General features: G+C 40.4%; 15 protein-coding genes and 1 riboswitch. Of the genes, 5 read left to right on the top strand and 10 right to left on the bottom strand.

From position 1 onward, the window contains the following. Window positions 1-132 precede the first annotated feature (132 nt). Window positions 133-3,096 carry a Calx-beta domain-containing protein gene (locus ACE1CC_RS01875; protein ID WP_413268773.1) on the top strand — a complete coding sequence of 988 codons (2,964 nt, stop codon included), beginning with the start codon at window positions 133-135 and terminating at the stop codon, window positions 3,094-3,096. A 257-nt stretch (window positions 3,097-3,353) separates the two neighbouring features. Here the strand turns inward: ACE1CC_RS01875 and ACE1CC_RS01870 are convergent, their stop codons facing one another. From ACE1CC_RS01870 to smpB, 7 genes are all read right to left on the bottom strand, one after another. After that, complete coding sequence (locus ACE1CC_RS01870; RefSeq protein WP_413268772.1) at window positions 3,354-4,562, bottom strand: hypothetical protein; 1,209 nt, start codon at window positions 4,560-4,562, stop codon at window positions 3,354-3,356. A 227-nt stretch (window positions 4,563-4,789) separates the two neighbouring features. Beyond that, window positions 4,790-5,902 carry an LptF/LptG family permease gene (locus ACE1CC_RS01865; RefSeq protein WP_413268771.1) on the bottom strand — a complete coding sequence of 371 codons (1,113 nt, stop codon included), beginning with the start codon at window positions 5,900-5,902 and terminating at the stop codon, window positions 4,790-4,792. Window positions 5,903-6,007: 105 nt separating this feature from the next. Further along, window positions 6,008-6,736 (bottom strand): LPS export ABC transporter ATP-binding protein, encoded by a 729-nt coding sequence (gene lptB, locus ACE1CC_RS01860; RefSeq protein ID WP_413268770.1) that lies wholly within the window; start codon window positions 6,734-6,736, stop codon window positions 6,008-6,010. 59 nt (window positions 6,737-6,795) lie between these two features. Further along, window positions 6,796-7,323 carry an LptA/OstA family protein gene (locus tag ACE1CC_RS01855; protein WP_413268769.1) on the bottom strand — a complete coding sequence of 176 codons (528 nt, stop codon included), beginning with the start codon at window positions 7,321-7,323 and terminating at the stop codon, window positions 6,796-6,798. Between the two features lie 293 nt (window positions 7,324-7,616). Next, a complete protein-coding gene (locus tag ACE1CC_RS01850; RefSeq protein WP_413268768.1) occupies window positions 7,617-8,039 on the bottom strand; it encodes a DUF309 domain-containing protein in 423 nt (140 codons plus the stop codon). Then, complete coding sequence (locus ACE1CC_RS01845; RefSeq protein WP_413268767.1) at window positions 8,036-8,404, bottom strand: ferredoxin thioredoxin reductase catalytic beta subunit; 369 nt, start codon at window positions 8,402-8,404, stop codon at window positions 8,036-8,038. The genes ACE1CC_RS01850 and ACE1CC_RS01845 overlap by 4 nt, the downstream gene beginning before the upstream one ends. A gap of 256 nt (window positions 8,405-8,660) precedes the next feature. After that, on the bottom strand, window positions 8,661-9,128 hold the full coding sequence (gene smpB, locus ACE1CC_RS01840) for an SsrA-binding protein SmpB (RefSeq protein WP_413267493.1): 468 nt from the start codon (window positions 9,126-9,128) through the stop codon (window positions 8,661-8,663). A gap of 122 nt (window positions 9,129-9,250) precedes the next feature. After that, window positions 9,251-9,336, top strand: a riboswitch (Glutamine riboswitch). Between the two features lie 44 nt (window positions 9,337-9,380). Here smpB and ACE1CC_RS01835 point away from each other — a divergent pair. Continuing rightward, the gene (locus ACE1CC_RS01835; RefSeq protein ID WP_413268766.1) at window positions 9,381-9,536 is read left to right on the top strand and encodes a hypothetical protein; all 156 of its coding nucleotides are present in this window, start codon (window positions 9,381-9,383) and stop codon (window positions 9,534-9,536) included. Window positions 9,537-9,704: 168 nt separating this feature from the next. After that, window positions 9,705-10,949 carry a cytosine deaminase gene (gene codA, locus ACE1CC_RS01830; protein WP_413268765.1) on the top strand — a complete coding sequence of 415 codons (1,245 nt, stop codon included), beginning with the start codon at window positions 9,705-9,707 and terminating at the stop codon, window positions 10,947-10,949. 150 nt (window positions 10,950-11,099) lie between these two features. Here codA and ACE1CC_RS01825 read toward each other — a convergent pair whose 3' ends face one another. Then, window positions 11,100-12,350 (bottom strand): protein kinase domain-containing protein, encoded by a 1,251-nt coding sequence (locus tag ACE1CC_RS01825; protein ID WP_413268764.1) that lies wholly within the window; start codon window positions 12,348-12,350, stop codon window positions 11,100-11,102. Between the two features lie 369 nt (window positions 12,351-12,719). Between ACE1CC_RS01825 and ACE1CC_RS01820 the strand changes: the two genes are divergently transcribed. Together ACE1CC_RS01820 and ACE1CC_RS01815 are read left to right on the top strand one after the other, a co-directional pair. Next, window positions 12,720-14,126, top strand: coding sequence for a CHAT domain-containing protein (locus ACE1CC_RS01820; protein WP_413268763.1), 1,407 nt, complete (start codon window positions 12,720-12,722; stop codon window positions 14,124-14,126). 179 nt (window positions 14,127-14,305) lie between these two features. Beyond that, entirely contained in the window at window positions 14,306-15,946 is a 1,641-nt protein-coding gene (locus ACE1CC_RS01815) for a pentapeptide repeat-containing protein (protein ID WP_413268762.1), read from the top strand. 274 nt (window positions 15,947-16,220) lie between these two features. Here the strand turns inward: ACE1CC_RS01815 and ACE1CC_RS01810 are convergent, their stop codons facing one another. Further along, window positions 16,221-17,678: a TIGR04222 domain-containing membrane protein gene (locus ACE1CC_RS01810; protein WP_413268761.1), complete on the bottom strand. Its 1,458-nt coding sequence runs from the start codon at window positions 17,676-17,678 to the stop codon at window positions 16,221-16,223. Window positions 17,679-17,918: 240 nt separating this feature from the next. Next, a complete protein-coding gene (locus tag ACE1CC_RS01805; RefSeq protein WP_413268760.1) occupies window positions 17,919-18,785 on the bottom strand; it encodes a zinc ribbon domain-containing protein in 867 nt (288 codons plus the stop codon). Between the last annotated feature and the right edge of the window lie 7 nt (window positions 18,786-18,792).

Here is an 18,792-nt window from a genome sequence, read left to right as displayed (position 1 = left end):
CACCACTAAATAAACTTATAGAATATGTGCAGAACCAAGAGAATCCAGAATAAATCGTTGCTACGCATTTTTATGTTGGTTTCGCTAACCCTACCTAAACTTCGTTATAGGTAGGGACTGCGCTCAACATTTTTGTTCAATAACGCCGCCCAAACGATCAACTTTGCTAGCGGCGAAACCAGTAAAACTGTCACCATTCCCATCAATAACGATACTTCAACCGAAGCAACAGAAACCATCAATCTCGCTTTATCCAATCCCACTTCTGGTCTTTCAATTGGTACCCAAAATACTGCCACAGTGCAGATAATCGACAATGACACACCTCTTTCTATCAACGATATCGCTCAAGTAGAAGGAAATAGCGGCACAACAAACTTCAACTTTACTGTTAGCTTAAACACCGCTAGTGCTCAAACTGTTACTGTCAACTACGCCACCCAAAATGGTACTGCCACTACCGCCGATAATGATTACACAGGTGCTTCTGGTACTCTGACTTTCAACCCAGGAGAAACCCAAAAAACTGTTTCCATCGTAGTTAATGGAGATACCAAATACGAAAGTGACGAAACTTTTGAGGTAAAACTCAGCAACCCAACTAACGCAACTATTGCTGATGATACTGGTGTAGTCACTATCAGAAATGATGACCAATTACCAGCAATTTCGATTAGCAATGCTACTGCCCAAAATGAAGGAAATAGCGGTACTGTTACCCACAGCTTCAACGTTTCATTAAGCAATACCAGTTCCCAAAGTATCAGCGTTAACTTCAACACTGCTGATGGTACTGCTACTGTTGCTGATGGCGATTATACCAACGCTTCAGGAAATCTGATTTTCAACCCAGGAGAAACCCAAAAAACTATTACCGTTAATTCTAATGGTGATAACAAATACGAAACCAACGAAACATTCAATCTGAATCTCTCGAATCCGATCAATGCTACTATTACTAATGCTGCTGCGGTAGGAACTATCAATAATGATGATTCTCTGCCCACAATTTCGATTAGCGATGTCAGGCAAAATGAAGGTAACAGTGGTACAACTAACTTCAATTTTGCGGTTACTTTATCTAACCCCAGTTATCAAACTGTTTCGGTCAACTATGCTACTGCTGATGGCATTTCTGTTGCCGGAACAGATTACAATAGTGCGTCTGGTGTTTTGACTTTCAACCCAGGAGAAACAACTAAGAATATCACTGTTGCTGTCAATGGTAATACGCTTGTTGAAACCAACAAAAACTTCTTAGTCAATCTTTCTAATGCTGTTAATGGTGCGATAGTTGATAATCAAGCGGTTGGCACAATTGTTAATGATGACAATATACCAGTTGGCAACACCATTAACAAAACAGGTGACGAAGATACCACTATTAGTTTCACTGCTGCTGACTTTACTAGCAAATTTAGCAACTCTAACGGCGCTAGTCTGAGTAAGATTAAAGTTACAACTTTACCCAGCAACGGTACATTGCAATTAGGTAGCAGCAATGTTACTGTTAATCAAGACATCTCCCTGACAGAATTAGCCAATCTCCGCTTTATTCCAGTTGCTAATTGGAATGGCAATACAAGCTTTAATTGGCTTGGTTTTGATGGTGCTAATTATGCCTCTGCTGATGCTACTGTTAACTTAACAGTTAACCCAGTTAATGATGCACCTGTGGTTAATCTGACGGTTAACAATCAAAATGCTACTGTCAACAGTTTGTTTAATTTCACTTTCGCTGCTGATACTTTCAAAGATATTGATGTTGGCGACAATCTCACTTACTCAGCAACTTTAACTAATGGTAACTCTTTACCAAGTTGGCTAAATTTTAATCCAAGTTCTCGCAATTTTGTCGGGACTCCAACTGCTAACGATGTGGGAACTTTCAACATTTTCCTCAAAGCTACAGATTCAGGAATGAAGAGTGTTAATCTCCCATTCAGTTTAACTGTTGCTGGTGCGGCGGTAACGCCTGAAGATGCAGATTGTTTTGCTTCTAAAATTGTCCGTCCTGATATTAATAATCTTCCTGGTGTATCGGTAGCACTTAATTCAGTTGATAACTCTCAATCCGGTACGGATGGTAATAATTTCCTGATTGGTAGTGACAGGAATGATGCACTTTACGGCAACGATGGCGATGATTTGTTGTTGGGAAGAACGGGTAATGATAACCTATTTGGCGGTAAAGGTAAAGATAGCTTATTTGGTGGTGAAGGACGCGATTGGATAGCTGGTAACGAAGGCGAAGATTTGATCAATGGCAATCTTGGCGACGACTTTGTTAACGGCAATCAAGGTAATGATACTGTCTATGGTGGTCAGGGTAACGACTTTGTGCGCGGTGGTCAAGATAATGACTTGCTCTTGGGCGATAAGGGTGATGATACCTTGGATGGCGATAAAGGCAACGATACTATTTTTGGTGGTGGTAGCGATGCTTCCACTAATAGCGATAAGGATTTAATCTTCGGTGGTAGTGGTGATGATTTGCTCTTTGGTAATACTGGCAATGACTCTATTTTTGCCGAAGATGGTAACGATGCCGTATACGCTGGTAAAGATGATGACATTGTTTGCGGTGATGCGGGAAATGATCTGATCTTTGGCGATTTAGGCAAGGATAGCCTGAGTGGTGGCGATGATAATGATACCATCTCTGGCGGTGATGATGACGATCGAATCTGCGGTGGTGCTGCCAATGATGTACTCTCTGGCAATCAAGGCGCTGATTGGATTACTGGCGAGTTAGGAAATGATACCATTTATGGTGGAAAAGGAAATGACACCCTGATTGGTGGTGATGGTGATGACTTGTTGAGTGGTGATTTTGGTAATGACTTACTCACTGGTGGTAGCGGACGCGATCGATTTGTGTTAACTGTTAGTCAAGGTAGTGATGTGATTACTGACTTCCAAGATGGAGTTGATTCCTTAGCCTTGTCTGGTAATTTAACCTTCCAACAACTTAGCATTGTGCAGAGTGGAAATAACACTTTAATTAGTCTGACCAACAATAATCAATTGTTAGCGACTTTAAATGGCATTTCTGCTAATTTGATTACTGGGCAGGATTTTGTTTCTCTGGCTTGAGGCAAGATTTGAAAGGTTTAAGAAACTTGGTTTTTTGAACAACAAAAAGAGTCAAAAGATTGTATTGTAGTATTGTAGAGACGTTATATATAACGTCTCTACAATCTTTATATATAACGTCTGCGGTTAAAAAAGACAACAAAAAAGGGAAAAAGTACAACTAAATTATCCCCTTTCCCTGAAAAATTGTTCTCTTTATTTTTATTGCCTACTTTGCTTTAGCTTACTGTTTTGCTACAATTTGCCCAATCACCAGTTTAAGGATTTGAGAATGTATTAATTTGACCACCACCGATCGTCCTTCCGGGAGGATTGTTGGGAATTGAGAAAGGTGCTGGTGTATTTTGGACTTGATTCGGTGCTGTTTGAACTGCCGAATTAGGTAAATTAGAATTGTTTACACCACTGGTACTGGGTAAAGTTTGCGGGGTATTTGGTACTATGGGTTGGTTGAGGTAAGTATAGGAATTAGGTGGATTATTTGTCAACCCAGGATTGTAAGCATTAGGTATGTTGGTTGGTATACCAGTTGTGGGAACTTGTGCTGGTAAAGTGGTGTTACCAGGAAGGTTAGAATAAGGGGTGAGAGGGACCGATCCTTGTACAGGAGTTCCAGAGTTAGGAATAGTTGTAGTTACGCCTGTGTAATAGGGAGTTGTGCCTAATAAAGGAGTTAGTTGATTAGGCTGTGCTATTAAATTAGTGTTGCTTTGTGCTGTGGGTTGGCGATCGAGCGCTGCTTGTAATGGATTAATTGCGTTACCATTAGCATCAACATTTGTCTGCCGATTATAACCATTAGCACGGTCTAATGCAGTTTGCAAAGCGTTAGTATTATTTAAATTTGTAGTTGTGCTGTTGGGTAAGTTTAGTCCATTGGAGTTATTATTTGTCAGATTGGCAAGGAAGGGATTTGTGGAAATTGCTGCATTATTTCTTCCAGCATTATTCCCAGTGGGAAATTTAATTGTAAAGGGATTATCATCTATATTTGCTGGTGCTGGTTGCTGATTTGCTTGCCCTGGAGATGAATTAGCAGCTTTATCTCTTTCTTGCCTTTGCCTCATGTATTGTTCAAATATATTTTCCCTGGGTTTTTCTGGCGCAGCATCCAAGGTTTCGGTGTTAGCCGCTAAATCATTTTCTAACAACGCGGATATGTCGATATCAGCTGCGATCGCTCTATCTTCTGGACTTATACTCGATTGGGGAGCCCGATCGTTATCAGCGTTGTTGTTATTGTTACTGACAGTAGGAGGATCTTGATTTTCCTCAGCAATAAACTCTTCTAAATTGGCAAAGTAAACCCCGGCGAGACTACTCACCACCAATAAAAATATAATAGTTCCCCAAACTTGAGGACGGAGTAAAGGGCGTAGCCTTGCTTTCAGATAACGGAGATGGGCGGGAGGTTGATGAGATGACATGGCAAGAGATCCGAGTAAGCTAGCAGTTAGTGATTTCATGCCCAGAGGTGCTTTGTTTTTCTTAATACTTTTCCGCCAGACAATATCTCACATAGGTATCTATTTCCAGGATAGCTTTGTTCCCCCATATTTTATGACTTTTTTTGTGAAGATTCCATCAAAAATGCCAAAATTTTTCTGGAAAAAACACAACTAATTAACCACAGTAATCCCCTGTTTCCCATCCTGTAGGATAGGCATCTTGCCTGTCATCCTCAAGCCCCAATTTAACGAGCAAGTCGCCATAATAACCAACTGCCCATAGTTATACCAAATATATTGGGCAACCAAGCGGCAATTTCGGGAGGAAGAATGCCACCCAAGCCAAAAACATCGCCTAAAGTCATTAATAAGTAATAGGCAAAAATAATTAAAACGCTAATCCCAAAACCTGTGGCTTTGTTAGTGCGTTGGGGTCGAATTCCTAAAATTGAACCGACTAAACCAAATATCAAACAAGAAAAAGGTAAGGCGATTTTTTGGTGAATACGTATTTCCAGTTTGCGAATTTTTTTACTGTCGTTACTTAAGCTAATTAATTTTAGTTCTTCTAGAGCTTGGACAATGTTCATTTCGGCATAGTCTCGCCCTCTTCTTGCAAAATCTAAGGGGGCGCGAGGTAATTGTAATTGTTGATGTTCAAAGCGCATAATATGCTGATATGAACCATCGGGGGCGACTAAATAAGTTGTGCCATTGTAAAAGTCCCAAGTATTTTGGGCTTGATTCCAAACTGCTGATTCTGATACTACTATGCCGTTAACTCCCGATCGCGATCGCTCTAAAACCGTTAACCCTCTCATTCTTTCCCCGTCAAATTCTTCAGCATAAAATAACCGAGTCATCACCTCTTTTCTTCTGCCATCCGGTTGAGTTACTTTGTTATATTCGGGATAAATAATGTTACTCTCTTGGAAATCTTTCTGTTGTCTATTTAAGGCAATTTGTAAAGTTTGGGTGGCTTCATATTTAGCGGCTGGCACGACAAATTCATTCAACCAAAAACAAGTTCCCGTTACTACTATGCCCAAACAAACTGCTGGCATTAACAGGCGATAAATATGAATTCCGAAACTGCGTAAAGCAATTAATTCACTATCACTACTCAGACGACTATAAGTAATTAAAGTAGCTAACAGCATTGATGCTGGTAAAGCAAAAGCAACAAAATAAGGTAATTGTAATAAAAAAATCTTCATTGCGATCGCAGGTGCTAATCCAGCATCGCTAATTTTCCGCATTAAATCAAATAATGTACCGATGGTTACTGCTACTGAGGAAAACAGTCCCACACCAAACAAGAAAGGCGGTAATAATTCGGCGATCAAATAACGATCCATTACCGAAATACCCCCGGAAAAATTGAAAAATGCAGACTTAAATTTGGGCATTACACGGTTGGTTTTTGGTAGTTGGTAGTTGGAATTTTTCAATAATAAAAGTAATTATTTTTGGAAATTTTCTCCTAAATAGTGTTGTCTAACTAAGGGATTATTGTAAAGTTCATCGGCACTGCCGGAAGCTAAAATTTGTCCATCGCGCATAATATAAGCTCGGTCTGTAATAGCTAAAGTTTCTCTGACGTTATGATCTGTAATTAAGATGCCAATTTGCTTTTGGCGCAACTTTTGGACAATCTCTTGAATTTCTGCCACAGCGATCGGATCGACACCAGCAAAAGGTTCATCCAAAAATAAGAAATTTGGCCCTTGTTTACCAGCAGCTAAGGCCCTAGCCAACTCAGTTCTGCGTCTTTCTCCCCCAGAAACTTGAATACCTTTAGTATAAGCAACTTTTTCTAAGCGAAACTCTCGTAATAAAGCCTCTAATCGCGCTTGTCTTTCCCAGCGGGGGACTTGTGTTTGTTGCAAAACTAAGAGAATATTTTCTTGGACACTAAGATGGCGAAAAATGCTAGCTTCTTGAGCTAGATATCCAATCCCCAACTTTGCCCTTTGGTGCATTGGCAAATGGGTAACATCGCGATCGTCAAGCCAAACCGTGCCAGAATCAGGACGTTCCAAACCAGTGGCAATATAAAAAGTAGTAGTTTTACCAGCACCATTTGGCCCTAATAATCCCACAACTTCTCCTCGCCCAACGGAAAGATTTACCCGATTAACAATCTGCCGTTTGCCGTAAGACTTATGAATGTTCTGTAAAACAATTTTCACACCGCTTTCTCCGCCTAGTGGCAGCCATCTCAGAAAATTGTGTTTGATTCTATCACTGGTTAGCGTCCTCTGGGACGAGTATTAGATTGAGGACGGGTAGTAGTTGTCGGAACCTTTGGTGGTGGTGTAGGTTCGGTGGTTAAATTGGGGTCAGAAACCAAGTAAATTGATTCTACCTGACGATTAGCTTGGGGTACAGCGATAAATCGTCCTTCATCAATCAGATAAACCACTTGTTCGCCGCGAATGGTATTGCCATTTTGTAAAACGTAAACATTGCCCGTGAGGATAATTCGCCGTTCCTTGCTAAAGTATTGTGCTTGGGCAGCTGTAGCTTGTATTTGACGGGCTGGGTAAAATAACTGTACATTACCCCTTGCGGTAATCACTCCGGTTTTTTGGTCGGCTTCTTGAATATCAGAACGCACTGTCAAGGGGCGACTGTCAGCAGTCGGGGGAGATGTTTGGGCGATCGAGATTTTATTGTTGGTAGTAAGAGCGATCGCACCCATAAACATCGAGGGTAACAGCAAAGTTAACCCCAAACGACACAGATAATATAGAGGAAATTTAACAGCAGGCATCATAATTCACGCAAGCTTAGGAACATTAAGCTGGATGCTGGATAATCATAGCATTTCCTTTTGCTATTACTGAGATAAGAGCACTCCTGAGCGGAGCCTGGAGTTTCTCGCGATCAGGTTTAACCTGGTCACGAGGTGAATGGAGGTAGAACCTCCATTGCTGCAAGATCTGAGTATTACAGGCGAGCGCTCCCAAACCATCTACTTTCAAGCAAACAAAAGATTAACCGCTCCCTTTTCCCCGACTTAATTACCCAGCCAATAGTTCCCGAATTATTAGGAAACTGGGCAAATCCTCATTCAGCAGTAACTTTTTCGATCTTTGGAACCTGCAAAGTAGAATTATTTACTGAATAAGTACCCGTATTTTTAATACTTTGGGCGAACTCCCCCACATTTTCTGGGCCAGATACTTGCAAAGCTGTTAACAATTCCCTACTTTCAGCAATTAATTTTTCCACATTAATCTCAGCATAATCAGGCTGATAGTAACCCAATCTATTAGTGCCTTCGCCCAACAAAATTACTGCCCCACGCCAATTACGATTACTCAAGTGATAAAGACCAACCGCAATTTGTAAAATACCTTGATAAAAAGTTTTTTGTGGCTCTGTTGCATCCATCCACAGAGCCTCCAAAGTATCATGGCAGGTGTAGTAATCTCCCGAATTAAATTGAGCTACACCTTGCCAAAATTCATCAGGGATGACTTGGGTCATGCCATGCTATCTCGCACCGATATGATTTCTTCTAAAGAAATCTCTTGTTGCTCTCCAGCAAATTCATTATCTGGAGTTAAAAACAGCATACAATGACATTCTTTGCGTTCGCGCATGGGGACGCAAGGGCAGTTCCAGAAAGTAGCTTTAACTTCTGCTTCCTTATCTTCGTAATGACGACAAGGACAAAGCGGCGAACCAAGTTCATCTTTGTGCTTGGCTAGTCCTTCGATGACAACAGCGGTAACAGAAGGGTCAACGCAGAAGAAAGTACCAGTGCGTTTGGCATATTGTTCGGAAAAATGCCGCATTGCTTCTAAGCTATCTTCACTGGATTTAGTTTGGGTTTCAGTTGTAGTGTTCATGCGATCGCAAAATTTACTTTTCAGTCATCAGGACTGTTTGATTTTATCGTAGGGCTTACACCCAAGGAAAATTAGTTACCCACCATCAAGAATTTCTATCGTAACCATTGAGGTTGGGGATTGGGGACTAGGGACTAGGGACTAGGGACTCTTGGAGGAGGGGAGGAGGGGAAGTTATGAGTTTTGAATTATGGATTTTAAGCTAATAAATTTTTTTCTCCTTCCCAGTACCCAGTACCCAGTACCCAGTCCCCAATTAATAATTCTTCATAGCCCGTTCCATCTCCCGCTTATCTTGGCGTTTCTTCAAATCTTCCCGCTTATCATGCAGTTTCTTCCCTCTACCAAGACCCACAGTAAGTTTAACCAAACCCTTCTTCAGATACATCTTCAAAGGCACCAAAGTTAAACCCTTCTGTTCCACCTTGCCGATTAACTTGCGAATCTCCTGCTTATGCAGCAACAATTTCCGCGTCCGCAGCGGGTCATGATTGAAATACGCCCCACTTCCCTGATAAGGGGAAACATGAACATTCAACAGCCAAGCCTCACCATTGCGAATCAAGACATACCCATCTCGCAGGTTACATCTCCCATCGCGAATCGACTTAACCTCCGTTCCTTTTAGCTCAATTCCTGCCTCATAAGTCTCCAGAATCTCATAGAGAAACCGAGCTTGGCGATTATCGCTAACAACTTTTATATTTGCACTTTTCTCATTCATATTTGCCACTTTAGCGCGTCAACCGGACACTGTGGTACTTTCCCCAGAATGAAGTTTGTTTAAGAAAGCAGAACCCGACTTGACATTTTCTGGGAAAACCGTAACAATAGATACAGAAATAAATCGTTCATCTCTTTAAGCCCTCTGAGTCAATCAGTTCACAGCGATAAAGAGACGGAAGTAGGGAGCAATCCCGAAGGAACGCGCCTCATTTCCATCACTGCAAAACTATTACTCTTTGAGGCGAAAACCATGAGAAATATCGATAACAACAAGCAAAACAGCGATACCGTTGAAAGCAAAGCACGTTCCTTAATGATTAACAAGCAACGGGCAGCAAGAAACCGCCAACAAACGGTATTTAGTCGTTCTGCCGCAGAAATCGGTCTTAACGGCGAAATTTCTTAATAATTCACTATTCTATAGCAGGTAATTCCTGTTTACTGGCAATCTACTTAGTTAGATTGCAAAGCTTTTTCAGCCAGTCGCAGGCTAGTTAAATGATTAGTACACCTCTGATTGTTAGGGGTGTATTTTTTTAGTTAAATTTAAAAGATTGCCACTGGGAGAGTTACAATGCCATACGATTTACTCCTGCGCCAATGTCGTTTACTCAACAACGAAATCGTTGACATCGGAATTCACAACGGTTTAATTGTTGCCATTTCTCCAAAAATTCAGGAATTAGGACAGTTAGAATTAAACATTCACACTCAACTAGTCAGTCCGCCTTTTGTCGAATCACATATTCATTTAGATTCAGCATTAACAGCGGGTGAACCCAGGTGGAATGAAAGCGGTACTTTGTTTGAAGGAATTGAAATTTGGCGAGAACGGAAACAAAATCTTTCTTTAGAAGATGTGAAAAAAAGAGCAAAAGAAACCTTAAAATTGCAAGCATCTCAAGGAGTATTATTTGTTCGCACTCATGCGGATGTGAGTGAATCTACTTTAACAGCGCTGCAAGCACTTTTAGAAGTCAGAGAAGAAGTAAAAGATTGGATAACAGTGCAAGTAGTTGCATTTCCCCAAGATGGAATTTATGGTAGTCCGAAAAATGCTGAATTAATTGAAGAAGCATTAAAGTTAGGTGCTGATGTAGTTGGGGGAATTCCCCATTACGAATTAACTAGGGAAGATGGGGTTCGTTCAGTACAGCGAATTTTTGAGTTGGCGCAACAGTACGATCGCTTAATTGATATTCACTGTGATGAAATAGATGACGATCAATCAAGATTTTTAGAAGTAGTAGCTGCTGAAGCAATTCGTAGTGGTTTAGGTGCGAAAGTAACTGCCAGTCACACCACAGCTTTTGGTTCTTACAATAACGCTTATGCTAATAAGTTAATGGGATTTTTGCAACGGACAGAAATCAATTTTATTGCTAATCCTTTAATTAATATTACTTTGCAAGGTAGGACAGATACTTATCCCAAACGGCGGGGTGTAACGCGAGTCAAAGAATTATTGCAAGCGGGATTAAATGTTAGTTTGGGACATGATTGTGTGCAAGATCCTTGGTATAGTTTGGGAACGGGAAATATGCTAGATGTGGCACATATCGCGGTTCATGTTTGTCAGATGACGGGAATGGCAGAAATTGATGCTTGTTATGATATGGTGACTGTTAATGGAGCGAAAACTTTAAATTTAGCTGAGAGTTATGGAATTGCGATCGGAAAACCAGCTAATTTAATTGTATTAAATGCCGAAAGTCGCTATGATGCAATTCGCCAAAGAGCAACTGTTAGTTATGTGATTTCTCAAGGTAAATTGTTGGCATACACAGAAGCACCGAAAACTGAATGGAAGAGAGTTTAATCTTGTCAGGACTTACACTCTATTTGTAGAGGGAATGGTGCGTTACGCTGCTCTAACGCACCCTACTTGCTGACACTCTATTTGTAGAGGGAATGGTGCGTTACGCTGTGCTAACGCACCCTACATCCTTACACTACACTCCGCCTAATTCTATTTACCGAACCAGAAACAGATATAAGGAATTTGGCAAACTTTCTTAGTAATTTGTTCTAAAGGTTCTTGAATCATTTGTTCCATTTGTCGCATCTGCGCTGGGTCAGGTTGAGTAATATAATAAACTCCCGTTACTATTAACAAAGAATTGATGCTGGTGCCGATGATGAATGCTATTATTAAAGGAGATATGCCTGGAACTTTGAAAAATCTACGTTGCTGAAGATTGATGGTATTAATAATTTGCTCTGTTGTCTGATTAAGAGAATTTTTAATTTCTTCTAAGAAGTTTTCAGGAAAGTCTAGAACATTTTCTAAATCTTCTATGGGATAGGAGAAAAAAGTTAATTCTTGAGGAGTAATGGGTAAGGTTTTTGGGTTAGCTAATTTATCTAGCGATCGCAAAACCTCGCCAGCACTTTGGTAGCGTTCTTGATCAGAGAAGCACACCATTTTCTTTAAAATACTAGCGAGTTCATCGCTGACATAAGCTAACTCTTGCCAGCTAATTTCTTGAGTATTCGGGTCAATTTTTAATTGCGTGGGATGTATTCCTGTTAATGCTTGAATGGCAATCATTCCCAGTGCATAAATATCGCTATTCGGTTGGGGTTGATATGCAAGTTGTTCTACGGGGATGTACCCTGCTGGTTGAATGTTCAAGCTTATTTCTGTTTGATTTGTATTGCTTTCGGGTCGGGAAATTGGTTGAACTGCGCCAAAATCAAGTAAACATATTTTCCCGTTGTCAGTACGTTTAATTAAGTTATTTGGCTTAATGTCACAATGAATGATACCTTGATCATGAATGAAATCTAGGATATGCAAAACTTCTCTTAGTAACTCAATAACTTGGGTTTCTGTCCAATATTTGCTGCGATTTTGATTACTGGTTAGTAAATTACTAAGTAGCTCTCCGGCAAAAAGTTCTTGCACTAAGTAAAATCCTTGGTCATCTTCAAAAAAAGCCAGGAGTTCGGGAATGCGATCGTGCTGTCCTAAAGTTTCTAAAGTCTTGGTTTCATACCTAAAAAGCTGGCGGATAAATAGTAATAAATGAGGGTAATTTTCTGACGGTTTTAAATGCCTAATAATTCTTTTTGGAGAACCTGGTAATAAAGTATCTTCGGCAATGTATGTTCTGCCAAAAGCTCCTGTACTAAGAATTTGAAGTACTTGATAGCGGCAGTCTAGCAAATCACCCAACATTGGACGAACTGCTTTAATATCTAATAGGACTCTATTCATAGGTAATTAACTACAACTTGACGGTTAAAGGTTTTTAATCAAATTTGGCAAATCGAATAACTACTCTGGTGACAAAGCAACTTTAATTGCTGATGATTTACTAGATGGCGGATTTGAGAATAGGCTCCTCTATGATTGTTTTTCAGGATTTCATTGGTTGTTCAGGATGAAATTGGAAAAATTGATTAAGTGTTGATCAAAGAGTAACATAGTTGCTGATGCTTAACTTTACCGAAAAATACAAAACTTCTTAGTTAATGAAATTTTCGGGAAAATTTTTGGGGAAAACTGTTGTAAGTAATACCTCCGGCAGATGCTCAGATTCAAATTTTACTATAAATGTAGTTTAAATTGGTGGTGAGTAGTCCTATGAAATTCCCATCATCGATCGTATTCGTTGCTGCATTGGTGTTGGTGCTAAGTAGCACGATTATTAACAATCAACAGGGTGTTGCTACAGTACGGGAGAACAGAACTGTAACTGTTAGCAATGTAACTTTGAGTAGTGCAGGTAAAGCTAACCCTCCGCCGCTGGGAGAACAGATTGAAAATCTCAACCCAATTGATACAGTTAATACAATTGAAAAGAGTTGGGAGAGTGATTATGAAACTTATTTTAAGGCCGATCTTTCGCAATCTTCGCTCTTAGCGCCACAAATATCGGCAACTTTAGGGAGGTTGGCGACTCAAACAACCAAAAGAACTGCTTTAATTTATGCGGTACCAACGCCAAAAAAACTGGAGTTAGTTTTAGTTTTGCCACAAAGAGCGCCGATTCGGAAGAGTGTACCAGCGGCGACTAGGGAAAATTTGGTTAATACAGCCAAAGAATTATTGTTGGAAATTACTGATGTTACCAAAGTTGGTAGTAGTAGTTATTTACCTGCGGCGAGAAGGCTGTACCAGTGGATAATTACTCCTTTAGAAACGGAACTGAAAAATAACCGCATTGATTCGTTAATTTTTTGTATGGGGCCAAGTTTACGCAGTCTGCCATTAGCAAGTTTACATGATGGGCAAAAGTTTTTGGTCGAGAAGTATAGTATTGGGCTAATTCCGGCTTTTAATATGACTGATTCAAATTATCGCAGTCTGAAAAATACGCCTATTTTAGCAATGGGAGCATCGAAGTTTAAGGAGTTACCTCCTTTAATAGCGGTTCCTGTAGAATTATCGACGATCGCACCCAACGTTCCGCAACAAGGTAAACATTTTTTAAATCAAGAGTTTACGATCGCCAATTTGCGATCGCAACGCGCCAGCCAACGTTTTGGTATCGTACACTTAGCTACCCATGCTCAATTTAACTCAGGCGCACCAGCCAATTCCTTCATTCAATTTTGGGACAACAGATTAACATTAGATAAAATGCGCCAACTACAATGGAATAACCCACAAGTAGACTTATTAGTTTTAAGTGCTTGTCGCACCGCAATAGGTAACAAAGATGCAGAAATGGGATTTGCCGGACTAGCAATTCAAAGTGGAACTAAATCAGCATTAGCTAGTTTGTGGAACGTTAACGACGTAGGAACTTTAGCTTTAATGAGTGAATTTTACCGTTACTTGAAAACTGCACCCACTAGAAGCGAAGCTTTGCGTTTAGCACAAACAGCAATGTTGCGGGGAGAAGTGCGATTAGAAAAAGGTAAATTAATCGGGCCAAATTTAGGCGCTGGTGTAAATTTACCACCCTCATTAGTAGCTTTGGGAAATCGCAATTTCAAACATCCCTACTTTTGGTCAGGTTTTACCATGATAGGTAACAATTGGTAGATTGGGAAATAAGGGCAGAAAAAGCCCTATACGTGCCTGCTGTAAATTGCGTTACACAGAATAATTAATTATCTTTTGTAACGAAATTCTTAACCTGTGACAAAATTCCCTGCAACGGTTAGGATCTTTCCAGCAAGCTAAATGCCGCAACGCTGCCAAATCTCTTGCGGGGAGAAATTATGAGCAAATATCCGAACTTCTCTAGCCTTGGCTATGAAGTTGTCCAAGAACTAGGAATTAACCGGGAAGCAGGACGTATTACCTATTTGGCTAACGTCCTAAATTCCGAACAACAGGTAGTAATTAAAGAATTCCGGTTTGCCAATTCGGGTGGTGACTGGTCTGGCTTTAAAACTTACCAAAGAGAAATTGAAGTTTTACAACAACTGCATCATCCCCGCATTCCGCGTTATTTGGACTCTTTTGAAACGCCATCGGGGTTTGGTTTAGTACAAGAGTATAAAAAAGCGCCATCTTTAGCGTCAAGATACAGTTTTAGTTTAGCAGAAATCCAGCAAATTGCGATTTCTGTCTTGGAAATTTTAGTTTATTTGCAACAGCGCACTCCAGCAGTTATCCACCGCGATATTAAACCCGAAAATATTTTGGTGGATGAACAATTAAATGCTTACTTGGTGGATTTTGGTTTAGCCAGAATTCGCGGCAAAGAATTAGCTTTAAGTAGTGTGGCTGGTGGAACGATCGGCTTTATGCCTCCTGAAGAACAGTTTGGTCGTGCTTTAACTACTGCTTCCGACCTTTATAGTTTAGGTGCAACTTTAATTTGTTTGGTTACAGGTACTCGTTCTGTAGAGATTGGCAAATTAATTGATGACAATTATCGGTTTAATTTTCAAAAATTAGTTCCCCAATTACCACCTAATTTTAGACAATGGTTAATCAGAATGGTGGAACCAAATGTGAAGTTTCGCTACTCTGATGCAATGGTGGCTTTAACAGCTTTGCCAAAGATTATGCAGCCACCTAGTTATGTAATTCAATGGCGGAATTTACCTGGGAAAATTAAAAGCTCTTTCACAGCACCCGTGATGGGATTAGCCACTTTAGGAACTATCAGTTTTCTTTACGCTAGTTTAGGATATTTTCACCATGAAAGAGCGCTGCAAATCGATAATCAGCAATCAATTTCTAGTAGCGAAAATGCGGTGCGGCGCTTGTTTTTTACCAAGAAATGTCCCAGGTGTGATTTGCGGGGGGCTGATTTACGGGGAGCAAATTTAGGCGGTGCAGATTTACGTGAAGCGCAGTTGGAAGGTGCTGATTTAGGTGGGGCTAATTTATGGGGAACGAATTTGGAAAGCGCCAGTATGGAAGGTACTAATTTGATCGGTGCTAATTTGGGAGATGCTAATTTAGTGGGGGCTAATTTAGCAGACGCAAATTTGGGAAATGCTAATTTGGAAGGCGCTACTTTAAGGGGTGTTAATTTGCGAAATGCTAAACTTTGGGAAGCTAAATTGTGGGATGCTAAATTGTGGGATGCTAATTTGGAAAATGCGAATTTGTCAGGGGCTAATTTGCGGGATGCGAATTTAGAAAGTGCGAGTTTGGTGGGTGCGAATTTGCGAAATGCGAAGTTGCAGGATGCTAAACTTTGGGATGCTAATTTGGAAAGGGCGAATTTGGGTGATGCTGATTTGCAGGGTGCTAAGTTGGAAGGTGCTTATTTAAAAGGTGCTGATTTGACAGGTGCTTTTTTGCAAGATGCTAATCTTCGAGGTGCTGATTTGCAAGGTGCTGATTTACGAGGTGCTTATCTGCGAGGTGCAACTATGCCTGATGGTAATAAGCAAGATTGACATACTCCCCCGTTACAGCGTAGGGGTAATTCATGAATTACCCCTACGCTGTAACGGGGGCATTCATCCGACATTTTTAGGTAATTTGATAGTTGGTGATTGGGGAAAGGAAATGTTTGTGATATTGACACTCCCCCGTCAAACTGACGTTTTTCGTTCCCAGGTTGAACCTGGGAACGAGGATCAAAGGAGGTGGAACCTCCTAGTTGTGCAAGATCTCAGGAAAGGAAAAGTTGGTAATAATAGAACTCCCAATCACCATTTTTTGAGTTAATTAACCACCACCACAACCGCCACAACCACCGCCACAACCACCACCGCCTCCACCTCCATCGCCGCCACAACTGCCTCCATCGCCGCCATAACCGCCTCCATCGCTACTGGTACTGCTACTAGATACGGGAGTAAATACTTGTTTTAAGTCAGCAAACATTTCGTTTGGTAAAATTGTTGTTCCTAAAAGAGCAAATGCTAGGGGAAGTAGAGGATCTGTATGACTAAGGTTTGTTGAGTGGATACGGTTACGAAGTTCTTGGAGAATTCGATCGCCATACCGACTACGATGTATGGGAGTTACCCAAAATATTATCCCAATAATCGCGACAATAAAACACATTACAATCAAAAAACTAACAGGCTTTTCGCGAGAAATTCCGACAAAAATCTTGGCAATACCTAATCCTAATAGACAAGCGATTAAAATTGCTGGGTATTTTTGGGCTTTTAGGGATTGATTTTGACTCATTAAAAGACTAAGCTGACGTAAGCGATCGCTAATTCTTTCAATTACTAGACTACTGCTGACTAAACTCCGAACTCGATCGATTTTTCCATCTAAGGCAATAGCTTTGGCGACTTCTTGTTCTACAGGATCAAACAAGTTTTCTTTTGATTCCTTCAAAGTCAGGGTTCGTTTGTATGATGTGGTGATATATTCTTTTTGGAATAGAGTTGCGATCGCAGTATCCACTACACGATCTTTTCCTCCAGCCAGGTAAGCAGTTTCGTAAGTATTAAGCGATGCTGTTTGTCCCAGATTATTATCAGGTAGTCGCAAATAATTTCGCAGGCGAGTTGCTAGGAAGACAACAATTATTGATAGCAGGAAGTAGAATGTTAAAAATTCCCCACCTGTAAAGTTTAAGGGATTGGGAATGGTAGAAACTATTTGGCAGCCAGTAATCACAGTTGCCAAGGTGAATAAAAGAGTTAAGGTTAGGGTTTGTTGATGGGGAATTTTCGGGAAAGATGGCTTTGGTAAAATCCAATTTTGTTGGGAGTTTACCCGCACAAATTTTAAATCTCGCCCAAAGCGGTCTTTGGGATTAGGCCAAATGTCGAGCGGCGGAGTTTGACCAAAAAAGTGTTTGTAACTTTCTAATGTCTTGTTATACCAGTCATCTAATTTCAATTGTTCGGATAATCCTCCGCGACTGGGATCGTGATGCAATGGAGTTTGTAAAATTTGGGGACAAAACTCTTGCCAGTACGATCGCGTATAACTCAAATGTAAATGCCAAACTTGATCGACTTGATCCGAAGGTGCAACTGGATGTCCAGCTGCAACAGCTAGAAATGTAAATTTCTTGTATTCAGCAATCACTTTCTGTGCATAACTCAACGACCAGCCGTTATCCTTGGCTAACTTTTTGCTAAATGTTAATTGTGTGTCTGGTCGATCGAAAGAAAATGCCTGTATTCGTTGGTATAACTCTGTTTGTTGAGAGTCCATTTTTGTAAATTGGTGATTCATAGACTAGACAAAGGCTGCTTTTAGTTATCTATATTGCTGAAGCAAGTTAACTTATGCAGGCAACTTAAAATTTATTTACGAATAGCAAGTAAGGAAGAGACTGCGCTTTGGGGAGATCGATCGCTTTACTCAGGGACTTGCACAAGATTAGCGATACGTGCTACGCACACGCTACGCGAACGCAGTTCCCCAAATTCCTGATAACTATCTTAACTATTTTCACCGCTCTTTCTTTGTTGAATCGGGTAATAATAATCTTGGGTTAGGAGGTAATTTCCTAGTTATTTCTTGATACATTTCTGGTTTATTTCGCCGGATAGCAACTTCTCTAAAATAGTTAATGCTCACACTAATAGTCATCCCCAGAATGGAAAATGCTACTAACCTTCCGATAGTACCTCCACCAAATTGAATTGCTATACTCAAAGGATCGAAAAACAAACCACCGATAATTCCACCGATCGCTCCACCAATCAAGCCAAATTTTAGATCTCCTAAAGTGTTTTCTTTAATTCCGTAAGCAGTCCCTAGTAAAAGTCCCAAAATACACCAGCCAACTGTACGAGCAAACATGACAACTGTCAAGGAAGGATCGCTGGGAACTGTGAGAACTGAAAGGATAAAATTGTAAATAATTTGGGCAAAAAAGCCGGAAATAATCCCACTAATTAAACCTAAAATTGCTCCGACTTTCAGACCATAATATAATCTGGTTTTATTTTTGCGGAAAAACCCTTCTGCACCTCCCAAAACTGTGCCGAAACAGATGCCAAATGCTCCAATCGTTATCATTGTAGCAACTAGAGGATTTGTACTAGCTAATGCTCGATTAAAGTTGACAATTTCCACTAGAAAAAATCCGATTAAACTACCCACTAAACCAACTAAAAGCGGCTTTTTATTGTTGGATGAAAACCCAAAGAGATAACGTTTGTAGTTAAATTCATGTCTGCAAGTAGGACAGGTTACTCGGAGTTGTTTCTTTCGCTTGGGAATACGTAATTTTTGCGAGCAGTTTTCACACAAAATGATAATTTTTACTTCGTTTTCCGCCGATGGGGGGTGATTCATGTTATAGTTTTTCATAATCGAA

The sequence above is a fragment of the Floridaenema aerugineum BLCC-F46 genome (genome assembly GCF_041929345.1).
GTDB classification, from domain to species: Bacteria; Cyanobacteriota; Cyanobacteriia; order Cyanobacteriales; family Aerosakkonemataceae; genus Floridanema; species Floridanema aerugineum.
The sequence above is the reverse complement of the archived record's forward strand: the minus strand, read 5'-3'. Positions and strand labels throughout refer to the sequence as shown.

Coding starts and splice junctions, on each gene's coding strand:
- ACE1CC_RS01870 (WP_413268772.1), bottom strand. CDS start 4,562: ATGAAATCACTAACTGCTAGCTTACTCGGATCTCTTGCCATGTCATCT.
- ACE1CC_RS01865 (WP_413268771.1), bottom strand. CDS start 5,902: ATGGATCGTTATTTGATCGCCGAATTATTACCGCCTTTCTTGTTTGGT.
- ACE1CC_RS01855 (WP_413268769.1), bottom strand. CDS start 7,323: ATGATGCCTGCTGTTAAATTTCCTCTATATTATCTGTGTCGTTTGGGG.
- ACE1CC_RS01850 (WP_413268768.1), bottom strand. CDS start 8,039: ATGACCCAAGTCATCCCTGATGAATTTTGGCAAGGTGTAGCTCAATTT.
- ACE1CC_RS01845 (WP_413268767.1), bottom strand. CDS start 8,404: ATGAACACTACAACTGAAACCCAAACTAAATCCAGTGAAGATAGCTTA.
- smpB (WP_413267493.1), bottom strand. CDS start 9,128: ATGAATGAGAAAAGTGCAAATATAAAAGTTGTTAGCGATAATCGCCAA.
- ACE1CC_RS01835 (WP_413268766.1), top strand. CDS start 9,381: ATGAGAAATATCGATAACAACAAGCAAAACAGCGATACCGTTGAAAGC.
- codA (WP_413268765.1), top strand. CDS start 9,705: ATGCCATACGATTTACTCCTGCGCCAATGTCGTTTACTCAACAACGAA.
- ACE1CC_RS01825 (WP_413268764.1), bottom strand. CDS start 12,350: ATGAATAGAGTCCTATTAGATATTAAAGCAGTTCGTCCAATGTTGGGT.
- ACE1CC_RS01820 (WP_413268763.1), top strand. CDS start 12,720: ATGAAATTCCCATCATCGATCGTATTCGTTGCTGCATTGGTGTTGGTG.
- ACE1CC_RS01815 (WP_413268762.1), top strand. CDS start 14,306: ATGAGCAAATATCCGAACTTCTCTAGCCTTGGCTATGAAGTTGTCCAA.
- ACE1CC_RS01810 (WP_413268761.1), bottom strand. CDS start 17,678: ATGGACTCTCAACAAACAGAGTTATACCAACGAATACAGGCATTTTCT.
- ACE1CC_RS01805 (WP_413268760.1), bottom strand. CDS start 18,785: ATGAAAAACTATAACATGAATCACCCCCCATCGGCGGAAAACGAAGTA.